Origin of the sequence: Levilactobacillus senmaizukei DSM 21775 = NBRC 103853 (assembly GCF_001592085.1) — a bacterium.
Lineage (GTDB): Bacteria > Bacillota > Bacilli > Lactobacillales > Lactobacillaceae > Levilactobacillus > Levilactobacillus senmaizukei.
On sequence record NZ_BCWD01000005.1, the window covers coordinates 17122 to 37392 of the forward strand.

Below are 20271 nucleotides of genomic sequence, written 5' to 3' on the forward strand. Positions count from 1 at the left end.
AACCATGACGTAACGTGACAGTCAACGAAAGACCCCTCACTGACCACGCCGTCAGCGATATTTCTTCCGCCCAGCAAAAAAATCCGGTGACGTCCCTCCAAGGCGTCACCGGATTTCACTTCAACTTTGCCGTTGCCAGTCCCTCAGGCGGCCACTCGTTTAACAGAATCGAGTTTTCCCTGGACCACCAGCCGGTTGGGTTCGTTTCGCTTAGCCGAGGCACAAGTCACTAGTGTCACTAACTTCTGTCCTGGCACATCATCGATAACGTCCACCGCATGCCGGTCAACTACTCGCACCCGCGTTACGCGGTAACGGTAGACTTGATTCGCATTCGACAGATACACGCTATCCCCTCGTTTAACCTGTTTCAGCGGTGAAAACAGGAGGTGCTTCGAGGTCATATAGTGGCCCGCTAGTGCGTAGTTGCCTTGGCCCATCCGTTGATCGGCCTTGAACGTTCCCGCACCACGAACCATGACGGCATTACTGACGCCAATTCCAATCGGTAGGTTTACTCCCACCGCTGGAACGCGAAGCTGGCCAACCGCGCCATCGTACCCACTGTGTCCCGTCAACTCTCTGATTTCGTACCCACCAACCGTGAGTGGCGTCAACTGGGAAGTCTTGGCATAGTTGAACGGGGCTGTTTTGCCTTTAGCCGCCTTAGTCGCTCGCTGCACGCTTTCCGTCGTTATCTTCCGCAGAGCCGTGTCTCCCATGCGTGACACCGAGTAACTTTGCGTCAGGGCTAGCAGGACCAGCCCACTCCCGACCAGAAACATTACCAACAGCCAGAGGGAGCTTAACTTGAACGATCGTTTACGCTTCGTCATTTTGCTTCCTCCTTTGCTCGTTGGTAACGCCGGTAACCCGCCCATCCCCCACCGAGGAGCAGCAGGCCCGCTAACACTAGCAGCCCAATCTTGTACCAGTCCCAAACGAACTGTCCCTTAGGAATCGTCTGTGTTTCATTTGGAATCCGCCGACCGGTCACCAGCAGTCGATGCGAATTAATCATATACGGTGTACAGGTCATCAGCGTCACCTGATTCAGCTCTGCGTCGCGCTGAATGGGTTGGCGCGTACTCGGTTTCACCGTTCGCACGTCTGTAACCTCGTATGTCATCAACCCATAGGCATTCTTCAGGTAAAAGCGATCCCCACTCTTTAACCGCGGTAGGTCCGTGAAGAGTTGCGCCCCGGGCAGTCCCCGGTGGGCCGTAATCATACTGTGCTGGTTCCGTTTGCCTTGCGGGACGTCCGTTCCCCGAACCAACCCCGTATACTTCTGTAACACGTCTTCGCTGGCTCCCGCAAAGACCGGGAGCTCCACGTCAATCTTGGGAATCGCTACCAGCGCCAATGGCGTCGTGTCCACAAACCGGCCTGAATCTTCTTTGAATGGGTCCTTCACCATCGTCCGATTAATCGCTTCCTGCCGCTGTAAGGTCTGTCGGAGCGCCTTACGTTGAGCCGTGTTCGCCGTCCGCAATTGTTCTTTATACGCATCGAGGACCCCCTGCTGGCGCCATTCCGTTACCGTATTGCTGACAGCTGGGTAACTAATCAGGCCTAGGCCTAAACAACACAGTAGGATTACGAGCCATTTACGCATGTCGGGGTCCCCCTTTCTTTAATTGTCTAAGTTACGCGGCGTTCCGTTGCCGACGGTACAGGTAACCGGCCCCACCCATCAGGAGCATCCCGATGAGGATAAACAGCCAGATGCCCATTCCCCCAGTAACTGGGAGCGCATGACGCTCGTTTTGAATCGTCTTGATGTCAGTCTTGTCATTGGTTTCAAACGTTGTGGCCTTCCGCAGTGGCGCGTATCCCACCGGCGCTTGCGTTTCGATCAGGTTGTAAGTCACCTTGCCCTTGCGCTGGTCGTACACGTAAGGGACGCCCGTGAAGTCAAAGTGGCCATCGTCTCCGGAAGTTAATTCCGTTGCCTGGTCCTTGTTCGTTACCCATTTAACGAAGGTCTTGCCTTGGAACACTGCCCAGTAAATCTTGCCAGTGTGGTCAATCTTCTGCACTTTAAACTTGGCACCCGCCAGACCTTTGTCCGTCTGAGCATCAACCTTCTTGAATTCCGCGCCTCCCAGAATCAGGTGATTCAGAATCCCAATCCGCGTGCCGTTAATCTTGAAGTAGTCTTTGTTCGGCTGCATGTCCTTTGGGTAAACCTTACCCCGCTTGTCGACCGTGAATGATAAGGAAATTTTGCCATCCTTAACGTCCGTCTGGTTGTACCATGGGTGCCGTGAGATGGAGGCTTCCGTTAACACATACACTGTGCCAACTTCTAAGCCCCCAAATTCAATGTCGCCGTTCTTGTCAGTCACTAATGTCCTGATTTCTCCTAAACCGTCCGCCCGTTTCAGTGTGAATTTCACCTTGTTCAGGGCAACGTGTGTGCCGCTCGTTGGGTCTACTGGGTTGATCCCCACCTTGTGAATCTCAGGGTCAACATCCCGGGCAACCAGGTTCTTAGGGTAGAGGTGAATCGTGTCCTGGTCGTTCAGTGGTAGCGCCACAACCATGGGGGCCGAGACACCCGTCAAATGGTGCTCTGGTGCGGCCGTTTCCATAATCAGGTAGAAGCCCCGATTGTTCAGCCCCGGGAAAGTCAGGCTACTGTTCTGGTCAGTTAACGTTTTCGTCCGGATGGCCTTCAGGCCGTTGGCCGCCACGAAGTCCGTTTGGGCTTCGAGCACATCTTGGGGTTCCGTCTTGCCGTTCGTGATGTCACTAATCAGCTGGTCACGAGCCACCTTGAATTCATCGTCCGTGACCTTGCCGCTCTCAATTCCCCGCTTAGCGAATAGGTCCGTCAGGTCATAAACGCTGTAGCTCACATCGCCAAACTTACTCGGGTCGTAGGGAGTCATGCCATCCAGGAGAGCCATTTCTTCCCCAGTATTTTTAATCGTTTGCGTCGACTGGTTGTCTAACTTGTGCAGTTTCATCGTCACCGTTGCCGGTGCCGAACTACTCGCTTGGGCCGCTGCTGGGCCGCTAAACGTCATGCCGCAGGCGACCAGTGCGGTCACTGCCAGTTGGCGTAAAATAGTTAATTTCATGGGTTATCCTCCTCTAGGGTGTGCACGCCAAATGGCGAGAGACGATAGGACGAGTATGAGCCCTGCAACAATTACCCAGATGATGCCGTGACCCCCAGTTACGGGCAGGCTGTATGGGTCATTTTTAATCTTGTCTGGCGTCGCTTGACCTTGGTTAGAAACCGTGAAGTCATGCGTGCCGCCATTTACGTAGCCGTCTGGTGCTTTCGTTTCGATAAGCTTGTAGTCGCCGTGAGGGAGACCCATCACCTTGAAGTGACCGTTGTCGTCACCCGATAGCGTCGTTGCTTTGCTCTGGCGGTCTACCAAGCCCGTCATCAGACCGTTGTCGGCAAAAGTCAGGTATTGGCCTTTCGCATTTTGAATCACGAATTCTGCATTGGCGAGGGCCTTGCCCGTCGTGCCGTCAACCTTCTGGAATTGGTAAGTGCCCCGCTTGAAGTGCGTTACCACACGGTTCGTGCGCTTGCGCCAAGTGTGGCCCTTGCCGGAGTTAAACGTCATGCTCGCCCGATTCTTGAAAGTCCCAACGAAGTTGTCGTCAATAATCGTCGTCTTGATCCGGATGGCGAAGGGCTTGCCGTCAAACGTTAGCGCTTCAATTTCCTTTTCCGAAAATTTGTAAGTCAGTTTGCCGTCGTCTGAAATTTTGATATCACCAGTCATCGGACCTTCCAGCGGAATCCGCTTGCCGTCCGTGTTGAACAGTTCAACGTCGTCCTTGCCAAACTTTAAGCCCGCTGGTAACTTGTCGCGTAGCGTAATGGCGTTTGGCTTAGCAATGGAGTCGTTGGGAATGCTGTAAGTCGGTTGGTAAATCGTGTAGTACAGAACGTTGTGGTTGTCGTTGTCACGATCAACCGTCACGCCGTCTAAATTGTTATTGTCTAGTCCAACTTCTTCAGTCCGGTGAACTCGTTTCTGCGGTGCTTCTGGTTCCAGTGGCATCACGTAGCCGCTGGAGAAGGACTGCCAAGTGAAGCCAGACTCACTCTTTAGCATGAATAGCTGGTCTTGACCAACTAGTGGGAAGGATACGGCACCCAGCTCGTAGTCGCTGGATCCGAGGTAGTCACCCCAGTTTGCCGGACCATCTTCGCCATTGTAAGTTTCTTTGTTCGTAACACCGACGCCAGTTCCTTCATACCAACCGTCTTCGTATTCAGTGATTTTTGCGCCGGGTGCTAACTTTCCTTGCAGCTTTAACCGGCTGCCTGCCCACTCATGTTCGCCGTCCTTGTTCCCGTTTAGCGAACCAAAAGTGAAGTAGCTCCGAGCATCGCCATTGCCATCGAGTTCCGGGAACACCAGGGCTTGGCGCCAGTCGCTCGTCGTAAACGTTACGTCCATGTCGAGCCGCTTGATGCCGTTGTATACCATGCCGGAGTAGAAGTTGTTGGAAAAGTCGATGAAGGCTTTTCCATCATCATCTTTGCCAGTAATCTTTTCGTGGTACTGGATGTTTGAAATTTTAACGATGGCACCCATTGGTTCCGTCGGTGTGTCTGCCGATGCGGAGTCCGTGTATGCCCCAACGTTGCTGTAGTAAACGTAAATGTCGTCGTTTTCGTCATCAACTGGCTTGCCGGAAACCGCTACAGCGTAGGCTTTTTCTCCAGCTGGTGGGCCATCGATGTCGCCTTTTCTCATGTATGAAACGTGGTAACGGTCTTCAAAGCTGTTTGGAACGTAGTAACCGCCAATTTTAATTTTTTTGTCGTCGTATACCTTTTCATGAACCTTTACATGGTCTTTTGCTGGTAGTGAGCCACCAACGATGAGGCTGTCTGACCAGCTGCCCACCTGGATTTGTGCCCGGTGAACGTTGATGCCGGCGCCGGATGGGAATTGTGGCGTTGCCACCTGTGACGTCTTAGTTTCAGGTGCCTTTACCGCTGCTGGCTTAGCTGGGTCAGTTGCCTTGTCGCTGTCGTCCGTTTCGGCCTGCTTGCCCCGTGAGCTTGCGGAAGGTCGTGTGCCTGACTTTGAGCTGGAAGTTACAGCGTCATTGTCTTGATTGCTGTTTTGATCCTTGCTGTCATTGCTGCTACTCACCTTTGAGGATTCCTTCGCTGCTGATTCTTCGTCTTCTTTGGGAGTCATCACGGCAACTTTAGCCAAGTCAAATGTTTCTGATTTGTCGACTACCAGTAACTTAAGTTCTAGGTCGCTGATAAGTAGTGGGTTAGCCAGCTTAATTGGCACCAGGAGTTCGACCGTTTGCGCCCGGTCCTGGCTGTTGTTTAGGTTTAATTGCTTCTGTTGGTCAACCTCGGCCGCGATGCCTTCAGTTGCCTCTAATTCAGTAATTTCGCCAGGAACAAATTCTGCTTGGTCCTGGTCGGCCAGTGCAATCACCGTGTCACCAGCAGGAAGGTCCAGCGTTAACGCCATTTGCACGTCCTGTGGTTGGTGGCTTGGGATGCTTTCAACAACTCTACCGCTTTGGTCGTGGAGAGCAGCTGATTGAATGATTGTCTTGCGCTTCTTGGCCTGGCCCAGTAGTGAAGTTACGCCAATGAGACAAGTGATGATTAAAATGATTCGTAGCCATTTTTTCATGGGGAACACCTCCATATCAAAGCGGGTTGCGAGTCGTCTCTTCTTCAGTGATTTCAGAATAACAACGAAATATGAATTATTTATGAATACTATATGTAAATACTAATAACATTAAGCCTATTGTTGTGTTATATAGTGAAGCTATTGTAGGATAAGTGTACTTAGTTGCAGGTCTTTAGTCCTTTAGCGGATTTAAAACACTGCTATAACGATGTTCACGTGAGCTAACAATTAGTTTTTGTCAATATTTGTTAGCGATTCGGATCGATAACTTTTCCACTAAATTTTTGCAGAAAAGCTATTATTGCTGATGTCTTGACCGGGTTATAGCCGTCATTTGTATCGACAATCTCACTGATTACCGCTTTGGTTTAGAGCCGGTCAACCATTACTGATGACCGACACGCTAGGCTTCATAAAGCGGGATACCCATCTTCAGGCTCAGGATACCTCGCTTGTTTGTCATACGCGATGACTCTAACCTATCAGCCAGAGACCCATAGTTAACTCTCCCCAAAACAAAAAATAGGTAGGCGTGAATCGAATCTTCCGATTCACGCCTACCTATTCTAATTCTAACTTTCACTAATAAAACTACTTTTTAATCACTCTGGTTTTATTACTAGTAACGAAACTACCGTCACTGAGCATCAAACGCGTTGTTAAATGATACCGGACAATCTTCTTAACTCGTAATATTTCGCCACGCTTCAAATGTTTAACTTGATGTTTAAGCGCCTTGTCACGATAGGCATTCGTTTTCCAAATTACTTTGATTCGCTTAGGATTACCTTGATAGTATGAGTGAACCGTAAAGGCTCGTTTAGCCGTGATATAACCAGTCTTGCCGTATCGTTTAGAGCCAGATGTCACATCCCGAACCAAGTACCGCTTAGTGCCGTTCTTGGAGTACGCAACACCCATAATCACAAACTGGGGCCGCCGCGACCGCTTCTGCTTGGCATAGTAATACTGCCGCGTCTTCTTACTAAAGTCTGGGGTCCGGTAAAATCCGATCTTTTTAACGACGGTGATTGCCCGGTCCTTCTTGGCAACGACGACCGGCTGTTTCTGATCGCCAGTCGAAGAACTGTCACTTGAGCTTGAGGACTCACTGGTAGATGTACTGGTGCCGCTACCGGTCGGGATTATCGGCGCTACCTTATAGGATAGAGTAACACTTTGGGGATCGGCCGTATACGTCCCCGTCAATGAGCCTTCAGTGGCCTTGACGTACTGATACCCCTTAATGGCGGCTGGCTTGACGGTATAGTCAGTCCCTAACGCCCCCCGGCAGCTGGCTGTCGGCTTGAATCGACTTGCCATCCTGGTCAATGTAATGGATCGTCACGGGATTCCCCGGCGTTACTTGCGGTTCCCATTGATACGTTTCGTTCTCAGTTATCGCGAGTTGCCCATTATACTTACCGATTAGATCGGTTGTACTATAGGTCTTTTTATTAGGATCACCGTGTTTTATATATTGGTCCTGACGATTTTCCCAGTTCCCCGTATACTTTGCTGGATCTTTATCTTCCGTCGTATCTGGTCCGAGTAGCTTGGAACCCGTCAGGTCATCTTGCGGGCTCAATGTTAATTCAGTTAGGTTGGAGCTCATCGAGCCGTCAAACATCCCCGTTAGTGGTATTTGGGGCTTCCAATCGCCAATGTTGAGGCTATTAATATTGGCACCGCCAACCATGCCGGAAAAGCCGCCCGCCACCGAAGCCCCAAATGGCGTCGTTGATTTATCTTCATTAACTCGGTCCACATCAAGCTTTGCTAGGTCCAAAGAAACGGGATTGTCGTTGTTATCATTATAATTTGCAAACATCCCACTCACATCGGTAGCTTTACTCGTATCCAGGTTCTCATAACCCTTGACCGGATCAGCGCCATTGAACATGCCATGCATATCCGTGGCGTTGCTCGTATCAAATTTGGACACATCAATACTGTTCTGCTGACTACTCAAAAACATAAACGCAAAGTTAGTTGATTTGCTAGTATCCAGGTTTTGCCAGTTTTTAATCTGTGGCGTATCGTTCAAAAAGTTAGCAAACAGGAACGAGGCATTTACGGGCGTTGTGACCTTACCATCGAACGAGATTGTCTTAAACTTAAGATTATTTTGATCTGCGCCCTCCCGGATTTGTATAGCGAAAAAGGGGGTCACGTAATCACTATATGGTTTCGTCGCCTCAGGTAATTCTCCGCTACCAACATGCAAAACACCATCTGCAGTTAGTTGCCACGGGCAAGTTCCTAATTCCGATTTTTCTGCCGTTTCCGAATCAACGACCGTGGTTGCATCAGAAGCATGCGCCACCGTCTCGGTTCCAATCATAGGAAGTGTAGGGACCGTTCCCAACACCTGAACGCCACAAAAGACTACTCCTGCTGCAACTACAAGCCCAATTACATGTCGTTTCATGAGCGATACTCCTCCCAATATTTGCTGAGTCCATCTAGGTCTTTATTATCCTTAAGTTTAGGAAACCACTCGAACTATTACCGCGTAGCATTGTCGTCTTCAACGACCATAGTGTAACACATCTACACCCGAAAAAGAGGTAATCTTTAAGCAAAAAAACTCGTATCCGCTACGATACTTTCGGCATCTATGCTCAATAACAAACAGGACGACAAACATAAAATCTGTTTGTCGTCCTGTTTGTTATTAATTTGGAACGTGTATTAGATTAATATCACTTATTTATTTGCGGTAGAAGTACAGCAAGTGATCGTTGGAAAAACCATGATCTCCCAATGCCTGTTTACCATGGTGCTTGCCAGCGGTAAACGTCATGAAAGCCGCATAAGGCACTTTGCTCTTAGGAAGCCTGGGCGTATCAGGATAGATGCTGTACACATTGTACTTGCGATCATAATACATGCCACGAATTTCCTTTTTAGAAAAAAGAATGGTCTTGGACTTCTTATGGCCACCCTTAAAATCCATTCTCATGGAGTATGAGTTTTTCTTGAAAGTGTACGTCCATCTAACCTTGATGCCCTTCTTGTACTTAGAGTAACTCTTTTCTTGCCAGGTTCCTCGCAGCGCTTTAGGCATCGTCTTGTAATACGTAACCCGCTTCGCTTTCGCTGCGGCGTTGACCGGTTGGCCAAAGCTGGTCACTGTTCCGGCCAGCCCTAGGCTTAAGACTGCCGCTACCAAAAATTTAACTTTCATAATGTACTCCTCCAATTGACAATCGTTTACGCCATCAATTACATCATAATTATAGCACCATGTTAACCATCAGAATACATAAATATTTGTCGATTGTGACATTGTTGAAACGGTTACTTATAAAATGGTGATCCCGACTCATCGTCCGAACCCACCTGGTAGTAGCGTTATGGTGCTTCAATCTCCAAGGCCCCAAACTGTGAGTCTCTTTTTATATCCCAAGAACGCTGTCTTTCAACTGCAAATTCGTCACTTAAAAATAATAAAGAGGCCGTCCAATAATTTTGGACGACCTCTCGTAAATCGTTAACGTACGCCAGCCTTATTTATCAGTCAACCTAGCGATGATTGATTATTTGCGGTAGAAATAAATAATTCTGTCATCGGCGATAGCATGTTGTCCCAGCGCCTTTTTACCATTGTGGCGACCAGCGGTAAACGTCAGGTAAGCGGCATAAGGTAGCTTACTCTTGGGAATCGATGACCCACCAGGAAAGACATTATACTCTTTGTAGCGGCGGTCATAGTTCATGCCACCAATTTCCTTTTTAGAAAAATGAATGGTCTTGGACTTCTTATGGCCACCCTTAAAATCCATTCTCATGGAGTATGAATTTTTCTTGAAAGTGTACGTCCATCTAACTTTGATGCCCTTCTTGTACTTCGAGTAACTCTTTTCTTGCCAAGTCCCGCGTAAAGCCTTAGGCATCGTTTTGTAATATGTCATCCGCTTCGACTTCGCTGCGGCGTTAACCGGTTGGCCAAAAGTCGTTACCGCTCCGGCAAGGCCCAAGCTTAGGGCAGCCGCTACCAAATATTTAATCTTCATATGTACCCCTCCAATTGATTATCATTTAATACATCAATTACTTCATAATTATAGCACCATGTTAACCATCGGAATACATAAATATTTGTCAGTTGTAGCATTGTTGAAACGGAAATTTCCGCAATAAGAGGGAGGAACCTGCGAAACATTCAGCCAGAACCACTCATTGGTCATCCCTATTTGATCGCGTACTTCCAGGATTTGTAATAAGTATAGAGACCAGCCAATGACATGTACTTAACCTTTTTACCCTTTAATTTCCTGGTACCGGTGTAGTAGAAGCTAAAATCGTCCTCATAGGCCGCGTAGAAGCCAAACATTTGCTTATGATTTTGTTTCTGACGGTAAACATAAAGTTTTTTACCCGTTAAGGTCTGTTCATACCGCCATTTGCCATGCTTATGGAACCTGTAATACTTTTTGACTTGATGTTTCTTGACGATGATCTTACTGGCACCAACATCCTTATCCCAGTTGTACCACGTCCCCCGTGAACGTTTTGGCGTGGTATGGGTGTACTTGAAGCCCTTCAACGTCTTGGGTGACCTATAGGCTTTGGCGACGACATCTTGGGTGTTGAGTGTCATTCCACCCGCCGTCCCTAATACAGCTAGCGTCCCCAGTAAGATAGCTTTTTTAAACATGAAACCCCTGCTTTCCTGGATATGTCCGAAATAAGCCGGCCGTAAACCGATTCATTTCTGGCTTCATTATACAAAATGGTTCTGACATATTGTGTCGCTAATACCAAGCTGTTTTATTTAGACTACTCCCACCGCTACTTTATTAAGCTCAAAACTTATTTAGTCGTTTGAGCATCTAACTCCCTATATGTATACTTAAATTATTAAGGAGGGGAACCGTCATGAAGAAGTCAATACTTATTGGAACAACCATCAGTACCCTTTTACTTAGCACCTTTCTAACGACACCAGTCACCACGGCTAGTGCCAAAACAAAATACTATGCCAATCCATATACATTGCGACATCATAAATACTGGTACTCTTACCAGCAAAACTATTCCGGGAAATGGGGATATCGTCGCCTACACTTTGCCAAACACAGTGTTTTCATCGCGACTAAAACCCACCGTAAGGGCAAATGGCACCACAGTCATATCTCGGCCAAACATTATTATGTCAACAAGCATCACGGTTGGTACACCTTTGGTACCCGGGGGAGTGACAACGTTTATCACGTCAAGCCCAGCTGGCGGTACATGAACAACCATAGGCATTGGACACTGGGTGAATTCGATCCATCAAATAACAATGGCGGCTACCAAATCAATCCACCTTATACTGTTTGGTCATACACGACTTACATGACAGGCGATGGCTGGTATTACAACGTTAATCATGTCCCAAGTTTTTAGGCGGGTCCTATGATTAAACACTAAGAGGCATCGGTTGGTGCAATGACCACCGGATGCCTCTTTTTATTATCATAATTTTTTATTCCTAATGTAGCGCCTATCCAGGGGAGAAAAACCGCATCATTTATGATACAGACCCCCGTAACCACCCAGCGATTAATCCCAGGAAAAATCGCGTCACTTATGATACGGAGACCCCTCATTAATCATAAACGCCCGATAAACCTGTTCCGTCAACACCAACCGCATCAATTGATGGGGCAGCGTGAATCGGCCAAAGGAAATCTGCGTGTTGGCCCGCTTCAGAACGGCTGGCGTGAGTCCTAGGGAACCGCCGATGACGAACGTGATGTCCGAATGACCATATGTGGTCAAATCCTTTAGTTCCTTGGCAAACTCCTCAGAGGAGCGCTCCTTGCCTAGAATGGCTAGGGCAAAAACATACTCCCGATCCTTAATCTTGCTGAGGATGCGCTCACCCTCGGCCGCCATAACCTGGTCCATCTCCGCCTGAGATAAATTCTCAGGCGCTTTTTCATCTGGCACCTCGACAATTGAAAACTTACAGAAACGCGACAAGCGCTTCGCATATTCCGCGATCCCCTGTTTGAAGTACTTTTCCTTTAATTTACCCACCACGACAAACTTAATGTTCATAATTCTCCTCCTATACACAGGTTATCCACAAAGTTATCCACAGGCACTTGATTCACTTTCCCAGATATTGGGGGCAGTTATCTACCGACCCACCACATGTATTTTTACAAAAATGTCAATGATTTTTTAGTTATCCACCGCTGTCCACCAAAACAAGTGTTTGTCGTTCCCGCTTACAATCCGCGTCAAAACTGGGTTTTGAGCGCCATATTTTCACGAACGGTTTTTCTGTCCACAGTTGTCCACCGGGCCTGTGGATAACTTTTCCACCGAGTTCAGGGCCGTTATTCCGGACTTTTGTCAAAATCCCCAGATCTACGTCCGAGTTATCCTCAAAGTTATCCACAGGCTATTCCGAAAATAATTTTGCCGATGAATGACGATGCCCATTCATGGAACTTCGTTCGGTGATTTGGCGAACGAGGACGTTTTCATAGCCCTTCGTTAACCGTTAAACTTCGGTTTTTCATTCATAGTTTAGCATATCAAAAAAGACCGCCATATCAAATGGCGATCTTTCTTTCAAATTCTTTCAAAATTTTCGACTTAGCTTTCGGAGTTAGCGTTTGTCGAGGTCTTTAACTGTGAAGACGTTTCGGTCAATTTAACCTTTGTCGTCTGCTTCTTACCATTGTGATAGTAGGTCATAGAAACCGTATCGTTAATCTTGTACTTATACAACAGGTCCCGCAACGTTGATTGATTAGTAATCTTTTGACCACCTAATTCGGTAATCACGTCATACTTGGCCAATCCCGCATTCTTGGCAGGTGATCCTGTTGAAGCACTCATCACCACAACCCCGCTATCCACATTAGATGGCAGCTTCAAGACGGATTTCTGTTGCGAGCTGGAAACGTTGGCTAAGTCAACGTAAGTAATCCCCAACGCTGGCCGAACAACCTTGCCCTTTTTAACCAGCTGATTGATGATATTGACCACTTCATTGGAAGGAATGGCAAAGCCCATCCCCTCAACGCTGGTGCCTTCGGTGTCACTGGCAATCTTTGAAGAGGTAATCCCAACGACTTGGCCACCGACATTAATCAGCGCCCCACCAGAGTTCCCGGGATTAATCGCGGCATCGGTTTGGATAACCGTGGCGTTCCCAGTCTGCGTCCCGGCGGAATTTGTAGTCTCAATCGTCCGCTTCTTGGCAGAGATGATCCCCTGCGTCAGTGACGTTGCGTATTGACTCCCTAGTGGCGACCCGATGGCCAAGGCGGTCTCGCCGACCTTCACCTTATCGGAATTCCCAAAGGAGGCAACGGTCTTCAAGTCACTCCCATTAACCTTCAACACGGCCAGGTCGGTCACAGAATCTTTCCCGACAACCTTGGCCTGCAGCTGCTTACCACTGCTGGTAACCACCCGCAAAGCCGAGGAACCAGACACCACGTGATTGTTCGTCACGATGTAGGCCGTACTGCCACTCTTCTTGTAAACCACCCCAGAACCCTCGGAGGCTTCTTCCAGTTGTGATTTAGAACTAGATGATGAGGACGAAGAGTTCTCACCAAAGAGTTGGCCAAGAGTACTATTATTGCTGTTTTCCTTTTGGAGGTTAATCACTGAAACCATGGCACCTTTAACCTGATTAAAGGCTTTCGTTGACTGAGTGTTTACATTAACCGTCACGTTCGAGGTCGAGGCATTACCACTCTTGTTACTACCACTAGGAACAGCCGTATCATTAATACCGCTATTATTAATATATGAGATACCACCATAGGCGACCCCACCACCAAGTAACCCGGCAACAACTGCCGTAATAGCAACCTTTGTCAGCGTGAGCTTCCCCCGCTTCCGACCTTGTGGTGCCGACGTTGGCGTTTCTTCGTTGTTATTATCATTAATCTGATCGTTGTTATTATTATTGTCCATCATACTGCGCTAATGCGCTAACCCTCCTCATTTATGGCTGGGAACAGACAATCCGCCAACCATTCTGATTAATTACCCCAATCATACCGATGGAGTGTGAATTTTTTTTGATAAATTCATGCAAAACACCTAAAGTTTACCGTTTCTTATAAAGCCACAAGCGGTGTTGCTTCCTCTGGATTCGTATCGATCAACTGGAAATCATGACCAACACCAAAGTCTCGGTTTTCCATCATTGAGGCCACGGTTAAGTGACAGAGCGACTGCATATTGTTGTGCAGACTCCGGTGACCAAGATAAATCTTCTTGGTCCGGTTACCCAAGACGTCCATCAGGGCATCAGCCCCTTCTTCATTGGACAAATGGCCCTTGTCACCCAGGATCCGTTGCTTCAGAGGCCAAGAATACTCGCCCATCCGCAACATTTCCACGTCATGGTTGCATTCCAAGAGGTAAGCGTCAGCGTTCGCTATGACGCCCTCAATATGCTCTGAGACGTACCCAGTATCGGTGAGGATAACGAAGGTTTTCCCGTGATAATGAACGGCATAAAATTGCGGTTCCGCCGCATCATGTGACACGGAGAAACTTTCAACATCAATATCCCCAAAGGTTTGAACAGTGTCGGGGGCAAATAGGTGTTTCTGAGCCAAGTCAACCTTCCCAATCTTTGAGTCCATGGCATCCCAGGTCCCTTGATTGGCAAACACATTCAACTGTTCGTAGCGTCGGGCCAAGATCCCCACGGCCTGCCGGTGGTCGGAATGTTCATGCGTGACCAAGAGGGCGTTGACGTCCTCCATACTGCGGTTGATATTTCCCATCAATTTTTCAATCTTTTTGCCACTCAAACCGGCATCAATCATGATCTTCTCGTTTGGGCTTTCAATGTAGCATACGTTACCTGTACTACCACTAGATAACACGCTAATCCGCAAGTCATCTGCTGTTTCTGTCCGCAAATCCATCTGACCTCTCCTTAAATTCAATACCGTAATAATACCGCATTTTACGGTCGTTGTAACGAATATTAACATCCAAATAAAAAGGACGGTTCTGCCCGTCCTCGTCATCATTCTTTATTCCGTCGCCGTTTCGGTCCCACTAACCGACTTCACACTACTATCTGTCGTTAGGATCGCCCCGGTGAAGGCGTTGACGTGCTTCAATTGTAAGACGCCAGCATTGGTGCCACTATTGGCTTTCACAGCAATGACCCAGGTTGGAATGTACACGCTGCTATTCTTCAAAGTGAAGTAGCGGGTGTAAGCCAACTTGGTCCACACCACCTTAGTGTTATTCGGGATCTGGTTGTATTGATACAGCCAGATGAGCGCCTTCCGTTCGGAAATAGTTTCCGTCTTTTCCCGTAAGGTTGACACATTGTTCAGGAACCCTTGTTTATAGCCAGTTACCGAGCCATCATTGGTGAGGCTAAACCGAATCTCACCATGTCGCGAATAAATCTGGCCGTCCGCCACCCGCTGGGTATAAACCACTGTGTTTTGACTAGAGAGCTGCCGGTTGTACAGGTACTCGCCCCCATTAAGGATCAAGGAACCGTTGTTAACCACGGTGTCCAACGTCTTGTCGGGATGCTTGGTATCAACACCACTAATCGCGGTCTTGAAGGTCGCAGAGATAATGCCATCGGATTCATAGCGAACCGTTTGATCACTCAGTGAAGTTAAGTTGGTCTTTAAGCTACTGTCATTGCTCGTTGAAATGTAGTAGCCATTGCCACTACTCTTCGAGGGCGACTTGAAGCTAATGTTATCGGCACGCATTTCCTTAATAATCGTCGTATCACTATCCGTGGAACGGCTGGAGGTGGTGTCGGTCTGGCCCGTCGTGTCTCGTTGAAAGGCAACGAACAGGAAAATATCAATGACAATGAACGCAACTAAAAATAACCATTCAATGCGGCGAAAATCCATGGCCGGACCGCCCTCCTTTATTCCGCGTTATTGTTGCTGAAGCAACTGCGTGTAGGTCTTCCAAGCACCGTTGTAATAAACGTACCAGGTTGGTGTCAGGTTAACGACCTTATCCGATGATGCCGAAGCCTTCCATTGATACCCCAACTGAAGACTGGCCATCTGCTTTTTACTATAACCGGCCGCAACCAGCCGGTCAATCACCCGTTGTGTGCTAGGCAACGAAACCGACTTACGATCCGTGGGCACCGGCACTTGCAAACTATAGAGTGAGAAATTATACCGCCGAACCCCTTGCGAGAGCATCTGGATTCGCGCGGCCCCATAGTTACTCTGGTTGAAGATTGGGAACCCTTCAACGAAACTCCGGTAGGTCACCGTCGACTTACCATTGTCGTAACCATAATAGCGCAAGTTTTCCATTGGAATTCCAATGGCCTTTACCGCCTTATAACTGGTCGACAGCGCCTGACTAAAGTTTAACGACGCCTGTAAGGCACTATAGTCCTCGTACAACGCGGTACCACTCTTCGTGTAAATGGCCAGCTGGCGGGAAGCCCCATCGCTGTAGACGGTGCTGTCCTTGGTCTTCTTAGCCGAAACATTGGTGGATTCCCCTTTATTGAGGAGTCGCGTGGTAAAGTAGTCGGTTGATTGTTGGTTAACCAAATAACTATATGACTGAACTGTCACATTATTGGAAACATAAGCCATCGCGGATTTGTTCAGCCAGCCCATCTTGACGTTAACTCGCAACAGATTTTCCTTCAGAATCTTCTTCAACGAAGCCACGTAGGCCTTCTTAACCTGGACGCGATAGACATCCTTACCTACATCATCCAGTAAGTACAGGTGATCACGGTCGTTCAAGGACACCACAATCCGTGAAAACTCAACGTTCTTACGATTCAGCTTGGTACTAAACACCGTATTAAACATATTAACGTTAATTGGTGCGGCATACGAAAGTAACAGACTATTCTTCCGCTGCAAATATTGGTTATAGTCTGCTCGATCCTTCACTCGTACCTTGGTCACCCGACCCAACTGCCATTTGGACAATGCCTGCCGAATTTCCGTCGTCAGATTGACCTTTCGGTTATTCAGCAACTCTTGTTTCCCATCCTCGGCAGTATAAATCACCTGCGTCGGTAGATAGACATCCTTGGCTGGCCGGGCATTCAACTCATTGGTCGGTGTATTCGAACTCCGCTGACGGTTCCGTTCATACTGCGCGGGGTTCGTCCAAATAATTCCGGACAGAACCACACTGACACCAACCGCCACCGTTAAGCCTAGAGGCAAGAGGATTTTAGTTAGTTTCATCCCAAATATCCTCCTCATCGTATGGTTTATATGGCAAAGCAATGTAGAAGGTCGATCCGCGACCCTCACGGCTATCAACCCAAATTCGGCCGCCCAACATTTGGACAACTTCGCGAGAAATAGCGAGGCCTAGCCCAGTCCCACCTTGGGCCCGTGAACGGGCCTTATCAACCCGATAGAACCGATCGAAGATCCGTGGAATATCTGCTCGCGGAATCCCCAACCCTTGGTCAGAGACGCTAAGAATCACGTTATTATGGGTCTCAAGAAGGCGGCAGGTCACAACCCCACCATCCGGTGAGTACTTGATGGCGTTATTCATCAAATTATCCAACACTTGTGTGAATCGATCCGTGTCAATTTCAACCCATAGATCCCGCTTGGTAAAGTCGCGCTTGATAGTATAGGTCTTCTCAGGCCGGTCATCTTGTTTCAACATCATATCGAACCGGTCCAATACATAGTTAAATAGCTCGTTTAAATTAACCATTTCTAATTCAAGTTTTTGCGTCCCAGAATCCATCCGTGACAAGGTTAACAGGTCGTTAATCATCCGGATCATCCGATCGGTTTCTTCCTGAGTAACCTTCAAGAAACGCGGTGCAACCTCAGGATCCTTCCAGGCTCCTTCGGAAAGCGATTCAATGTAAGCCCGAACACTGGTCAATGGCGTCCGCAATTCATGCGAAACATTGGAAACGAATTGCCGGCGGTCCTGGTCAATCTTTTGTTGTTCGGTGACATCATGTAGCACACAGACCAATCCTGAAATAAAACCAGATTCCCGTTGAATCAAGGAGAAGTAGGCTTGCAAGATCAGGTCGTGTTCCTTCGTCGAGAAGTCCAGCACCAGATTATCTGGTGCTTCTAGGAGTTCTCTAAGCGTGTAGTCATCACGGATCTCCAAGAGATCCAGGATCGACTTACCAACGGCCTCGTCTGGATCGGTATCCAGGAAGCTGCTAGCCGTTTCATTAATGATCGTCAGATTTCCCCGCCGATCGGTCGCGAGAACCCCGTCGGTCATGTGTGCCATGACGGAATCCAGCCGCCGTCGTTCAGATTCGGTGGACTCTTGAGCTTCTTCCACCCGGACTGACAGGTTATTAACGGCACTCGCTAACTGCCCCAGCTCATCATTCCCGTAAACATGAACGTGGCCAGAGTAGTCTCCGCGGGCAATCCGCAACGTTTGTTTCTTCATTTCATCAATTGGCCGCGTAATTGCCCGGGAAATAATAATCGCCATGACCAAACCTAAAATAATCGCGACCAAGGTAGCCGAGACGTAGATTAGCGTGATCTGATTAATATTTTGATAGACCGAGTCCAAACTAGACCGCATGTAAATAACCCCGACTAATTCGCTATTGTTGCCCTGAGTACGAATCAGCCGCGTAATGGTGGTATAGTACCGGCTATTATTTTGTGAATTATAGGTCGTGCGGACCACATCACGATTGTTGTAGATAGCATTCTTAATGTTGTTATCCGTTGTTTTTTGGCCAACAATCCCTTGGTTGTCGGCCTCATTGGTTCCCCGGATAGTACCCTTGTTGTCGATGATGCGAATCTGCGCATTGTTTGTATTGTTAATCTCTGAGAGCGTCGATTTAATCTGTTTATCAGCCTTAGTTGTCTTCGTGGAAGACAGCTCGGTTGAGAAACGATTGACGATATAGGTCTGCACTGTTTGCTGCGCCTTAAAGGTGTTGAGGTTTTGGCGCTCGAGTTGCCGCACAAAGACCGCGCCAACAATCTCCAATGTCAATAACAGAAGGAGCGCGAACACCAGCGCGATTTTAAAATGTATCGACTGGAAGAATTTAATTTTACTATTCACGAGGTCACATGCTCCTCAATGCGAGATTTAGCGTTACCGCTAGCTTTAAGCTTGGTCAGAGTCTGGGTTACGTAAGTAGTACCCGACCCCACGCCGCGTTACCAACCAAGTTGGATGGCTAGGACTGTCTTCAATCTTTTCCCGTAGACGCCGCACAGTTACATCGACGGTCCGGACATCACCAAAGTAGTCGTAGCCCCAAACGGTCTGTAACAAGTGTTCACGCGTCATAACCTGACCAATATGTTGTGCCAGATAATGTAGCAATTCAAACTCACGGTGCGTCAACTCAATGTTGGCCCCGCGCTTAGAGACAGAGTACGCCTCCGGATGAATGGTTAGGTCGCCAATTTCAATATCTTGGTTTTCTGGCTCCTCTGGCTGAGCATGGGCCGCGGTATTTTGCCGCCGCAGGTTGGCCTTGACCCGTGCAACCAATTCCCGGTTGGAGAATGGCTTGGTCACGTAATCATCGGCCCCCAGTTCCAGTCCCAAGACCTTGTCTAACTCGGAATCCTTCGCCGTAACCATGATGATAGGCATATCATGCTTCTTACGAATCTCACGAGCAACTTCCAGTCCATCAACCTTAGGAAGCATTAAGTCAAGAATCACTAAGTCAGGGGCATCTTCTTCAACCTGTTGAATGGCGGCTTCACCGTCGTAAGCCACGCTAATTTCGTAGCCTTCTTTTTCCAAATTAAACTTCATAATATCCGTGATCGGCTTTTCGTCATCAACAACCAGAATTTTTTTAGGCATAATAAAAATTTCCTCCTTAAGGAAAGACACAGGCTAATCCGGTAATTGCAGGATTACCGGCAGACCGGCCGCTGGATGTCACATTACCATCGACAGCGGGGTCACTAACATTAAATTCATTTGATTTCATCGTTTAAAGTCAAGAATTAAGGGACCGACAAAAACCGTCGGCCCGCGATTTTTTTAAAAGTGGCGTTGAACGTTGCGAGATAGTTCCGCAAACGAGCAAACAACGCTATCTGAATTATAACACATCATGACCTATCTTTCAGGCCCGTCCGTTCTGGGCTTTAAGGTTCAGTTAACGATCTATTTCCCGGGAAATATTTGGCAACTAATAGACAGTTTGGCCCAATTTGTTTTTTCTCTAGCAACCGATTAAAAATAAATTAATGCTCTCCGGCGTCCATTTTCCTAATTTACAGGGCCTTTTCAGGCCGGCATTTTCAAAAATATCAATTTTTTTGAATAAAAAACAACTTTTTTTCAAAAAAGGGTTGCGCCCCCCAAATCTGCATGATATGATAGTTCTCGTTGATATGGAAGACATACAACACAACCGATATGGGCAGTTAGCTCAGCTGGCAGAGCAACGGACTCTTAATCCGTGGGTCCAGGGTTCGATCCCCTGACTGCCCATCACTTACTAATCAGCTTTCACGAAGCTAACTTCGTGGTTGCTGATTTTTTTGTATAACTAAAGAATAAATATCCGTCGAGCTAATATCTATTCACGGTCCGCCAATTCGTATCGCCGACAACCGTCATCGATAACCAAACCCGCAACGGAAACTTGCAGAGGTGACGTGTT

At 47.8% G+C, this 20271-nt stretch carries 17 protein-coding genes and 1 tRNA gene; 2 read left to right on the plus strand and 16 right to left on the minus strand.

Annotated features, from left to right (window positions below; genetic code table 11):
- Nucleotides 1-143: 143 nt before the first annotated feature.
- From LSE01S_RS02840 to LSE01S_RS02880, 9 genes are all read right to left on the minus strand, one after another.
- Nucleotides 144-836 carry a class A sortase gene (locus LSE01S_RS02840; protein ID WP_061776118.1) on the minus strand — a complete coding sequence of 231 codons (693 nt, stop codon included), beginning with the start codon at nucleotides 834-836 and terminating at the stop codon, nucleotides 144-146.
- Entirely contained in the window at nucleotides 833-1618 is a 786-nt protein-coding gene (locus tag LSE01S_RS02845; protein WP_061776119.1) for a class C sortase, read from the minus strand. The genes LSE01S_RS02840 and LSE01S_RS02845 overlap by 4 nt, the downstream gene beginning before the upstream one ends.
- 31 nt (nucleotides 1619-1649) lie before the next feature.
- Nucleotides 1650-3089 (minus strand): SpaA isopeptide-forming pilin-related protein, encoded by a 1440-nt coding sequence (locus LSE01S_RS02850; protein ID WP_061776120.1) that lies wholly within the window; start codon nucleotides 3087-3089, stop codon nucleotides 1650-1652.
- 3 nt (nucleotides 3090-3092) lie between these two features.
- Nucleotides 3093-5651, minus strand: a complete 2559-nt coding sequence (locus LSE01S_RS02855; protein ID WP_061776121.1) for a SpaA isopeptide-forming pilin-related protein — start codon at nucleotides 5649-5651, stop codon at nucleotides 3093-3095.
- 594 nt (nucleotides 5652-6245) lie between these two features.
- Nucleotides 6246-6977 (minus strand): DUF5776 domain-containing protein, encoded by a 732-nt coding sequence (locus LSE01S_RS02860; RefSeq protein WP_061776122.1) that lies wholly within the window; start codon nucleotides 6975-6977, stop codon nucleotides 6246-6248.
- A complete protein-coding gene (locus LSE01S_RS02865) occupies nucleotides 6925-8085 on the minus strand; it encodes a BspA family leucine-rich repeat surface protein (RefSeq protein WP_061776123.1) in 1161 nt (386 codons plus the stop codon). The genes LSE01S_RS02860 and LSE01S_RS02865 overlap by 53 nt, the downstream gene beginning before the upstream one ends.
- Nucleotides 8086-8367: 282 nt before the next feature.
- On the minus strand, nucleotides 8368-8844 hold the full coding sequence (locus LSE01S_RS02870) for a hypothetical protein (protein ID WP_061776124.1): 477 nt from the start codon (nucleotides 8842-8844) through the stop codon (nucleotides 8368-8370).
- A 352-nt stretch (nucleotides 8845-9196) separates the two neighbouring features.
- Nucleotides 9197-9673 (minus strand): hypothetical protein, encoded by a 477-nt coding sequence (locus LSE01S_RS02875; RefSeq protein WP_061776125.1) that lies wholly within the window; start codon nucleotides 9671-9673, stop codon nucleotides 9197-9199.
- A 176-nt stretch (nucleotides 9674-9849) separates the two neighbouring features.
- Nucleotides 9850-10317 carry a hypothetical protein gene (locus LSE01S_RS02880; protein WP_061776126.1) on the minus strand — a complete coding sequence of 156 codons (468 nt, stop codon included), beginning with the start codon at nucleotides 10315-10317 and terminating at the stop codon, nucleotides 9850-9852.
- Between the two features lie 221 nt (nucleotides 10318-10538).
- Between LSE01S_RS02880 and LSE01S_RS02885 the strand changes: the two genes are divergently transcribed.
- The gene (locus LSE01S_RS02885; RefSeq protein ID WP_061776127.1) at nucleotides 10539-11051 is read left to right on the plus strand and encodes a hypothetical protein; all 513 of its coding nucleotides are present in this window, start codon (nucleotides 10539-10541) and stop codon (nucleotides 11049-11051) included.
- Nucleotides 11052-11228: 177 nt separating this feature from the next.
- Here the strand turns inward: LSE01S_RS02885 and rlmH are convergent, their stop codons facing one another.
- From rlmH to yycF, 7 genes are all read right to left on the minus strand, one after another.
- Complete coding sequence (rlmH, locus tag LSE01S_RS02890; RefSeq protein WP_061776128.1) at nucleotides 11229-11708, minus strand: 23S rRNA (pseudouridine(1915)-N(3))-methyltransferase RlmH; 480 nt, start codon at nucleotides 11706-11708, stop codon at nucleotides 11229-11231.
- Between the two features lie 546 nt (nucleotides 11709-12254).
- Entirely contained in the window at nucleotides 12255-13595 is a 1341-nt protein-coding gene (locus LSE01S_RS02895; protein WP_082622320.1) for a S1C family serine protease, read from the minus strand.
- Nucleotides 13596-13738: 143 nt separating this feature from the next.
- Nucleotides 13739-14560, minus strand: coding sequence for an MBL fold metallo-hydrolase (locus LSE01S_RS02900; protein WP_061776129.1), 822 nt, complete (start codon nucleotides 14558-14560; stop codon nucleotides 13739-13741).
- Between the two features lie 111 nt (nucleotides 14561-14671).
- Nucleotides 14672-15529, minus strand: coding sequence for a two-component system regulatory protein YycI (locus tag LSE01S_RS02905; protein ID WP_061776130.1), 858 nt, complete (start codon nucleotides 15527-15529; stop codon nucleotides 14672-14674).
- Nucleotides 15530-15556: 27 nt separating this feature from the next.
- Complete coding sequence (locus LSE01S_RS02910; protein ID WP_061776131.1) at nucleotides 15557-16855, minus strand: YycH family regulatory protein; 1299 nt, start codon at nucleotides 16853-16855, stop codon at nucleotides 15557-15559.
- Nucleotides 16842-18698 (minus strand): cell wall metabolism sensor histidine kinase WalK, encoded by a 1857-nt coding sequence (walK, locus tag LSE01S_RS02915; protein ID WP_061776132.1) that lies wholly within the window; start codon nucleotides 18696-18698, stop codon nucleotides 16842-16844. The genes LSE01S_RS02910 and walK overlap by 14 nt, the downstream gene beginning before the upstream one ends.
- Before the next feature lie 45 nt (nucleotides 18699-18743).
- The gene (gene yycF / locus LSE01S_RS02920) at nucleotides 18744-19460 is read right to left on the minus strand and encodes a response regulator YycF (protein WP_061776133.1); all 717 of its coding nucleotides are present in this window, start codon (nucleotides 19458-19460) and stop codon (nucleotides 18744-18746) included.
- A gap of 566 nt (nucleotides 19461-20026) precedes the next feature.
- On the opposite strand from yycF, the gene LSE01S_RS02925 reads away from it, so the two are divergent.
- A tRNA-Lys gene (locus tag LSE01S_RS02925) sits at nucleotides 20027-20099 on the plus strand.
- Nucleotides 20100-20271: the final 172 nt, after the last annotated feature.

Bases quoted from the DNA above. Each gene is read 5' to 3' on its own strand.
- LSE01S_RS02840 (WP_061776118.1), bottom strand. From the start codon at position 836: ATGACGAAGCGTAAACGATCGTTCAAGTTAAGCTCCCTCTGGCTGTTG.
- LSE01S_RS02845 (WP_061776119.1), bottom strand. From the start codon at position 1,618: ATGCGTAAATGGCTCGTAATCCTACTGTGTTGTTTAGGCCTAGGCCTG.
- LSE01S_RS02850 (WP_061776120.1), bottom strand. From the start codon at position 3,089: ATGAAATTAACTATTTTACGCCAACTGGCAGTGACCGCACTGGTCGCC.
- LSE01S_RS02855 (WP_061776121.1), bottom strand. From the start codon at position 5,651: ATGAAAAAATGGCTACGAATCATTTTAATCATCACTTGTCTCATTGGC.
- LSE01S_RS02860 (WP_061776122.1), bottom strand. From the start codon at position 6,977: ATGGCAAGTCGATTCAAGCCGACAGCCAGCTGCCGGGGGGCGTTAGGG.
- LSE01S_RS02865 (WP_061776123.1), bottom strand. From the start codon at position 8,085: ATGAAACGACATGTAATTGGGCTTGTAGTTGCAGCAGGAGTAGTCTTT.
- LSE01S_RS02870 (WP_061776124.1), bottom strand. From the start codon at position 8,844: ATGAAAGTTAAATTTTTGGTAGCGGCAGTCTTAAGCCTAGGGCTGGCC.
- LSE01S_RS02875 (WP_061776125.1), bottom strand. From the start codon at position 9,673: ATGAAGATTAAATATTTGGTAGCGGCTGCCCTAAGCTTGGGCCTTGCC.
- LSE01S_RS02880 (WP_061776126.1), bottom strand. From the start codon at position 10,317: ATGTTTAAAAAAGCTATCTTACTGGGGACGCTAGCTGTATTAGGGACG.
- LSE01S_RS02885 (WP_061776127.1), top strand. From the start codon at position 10,539: ATGAAGAAGTCAATACTTATTGGAACAACCATCAGTACCCTTTTACTT.
- rlmH (WP_061776128.1), bottom strand. From the start codon at position 11,708: ATGAACATTAAGTTTGTCGTGGTGGGTAAATTAAAGGAAAAGTACTTC.
- LSE01S_RS02895 (WP_082622320.1), bottom strand. From the start codon at position 13,595: ATGATGGACAATAATAATAACAACGATCAGATTAATGATAATAACAAC.
- LSE01S_RS02900 (WP_061776129.1), bottom strand. From the start codon at position 14,560: ATGGATTTGCGGACAGAAACAGCAGATGACTTGCGGATTAGCGTGTTA.
- LSE01S_RS02905 (WP_061776130.1), bottom strand. From the start codon at position 15,529: ATGGATTTTCGCCGCATTGAATGGTTATTTTTAGTTGCGTTCATTGTC.
- LSE01S_RS02910 (WP_061776131.1), bottom strand. From the start codon at position 16,855: ATGAAACTAACTAAAATCCTCTTGCCTCTAGGCTTAACGGTGGCGGTT.
- yycF (WP_061776133.1), bottom strand. From the start codon at position 19,460: ATGCCTAAAAAAATTCTGGTTGTTGATGACGAAAAGCCGATCACGGAT.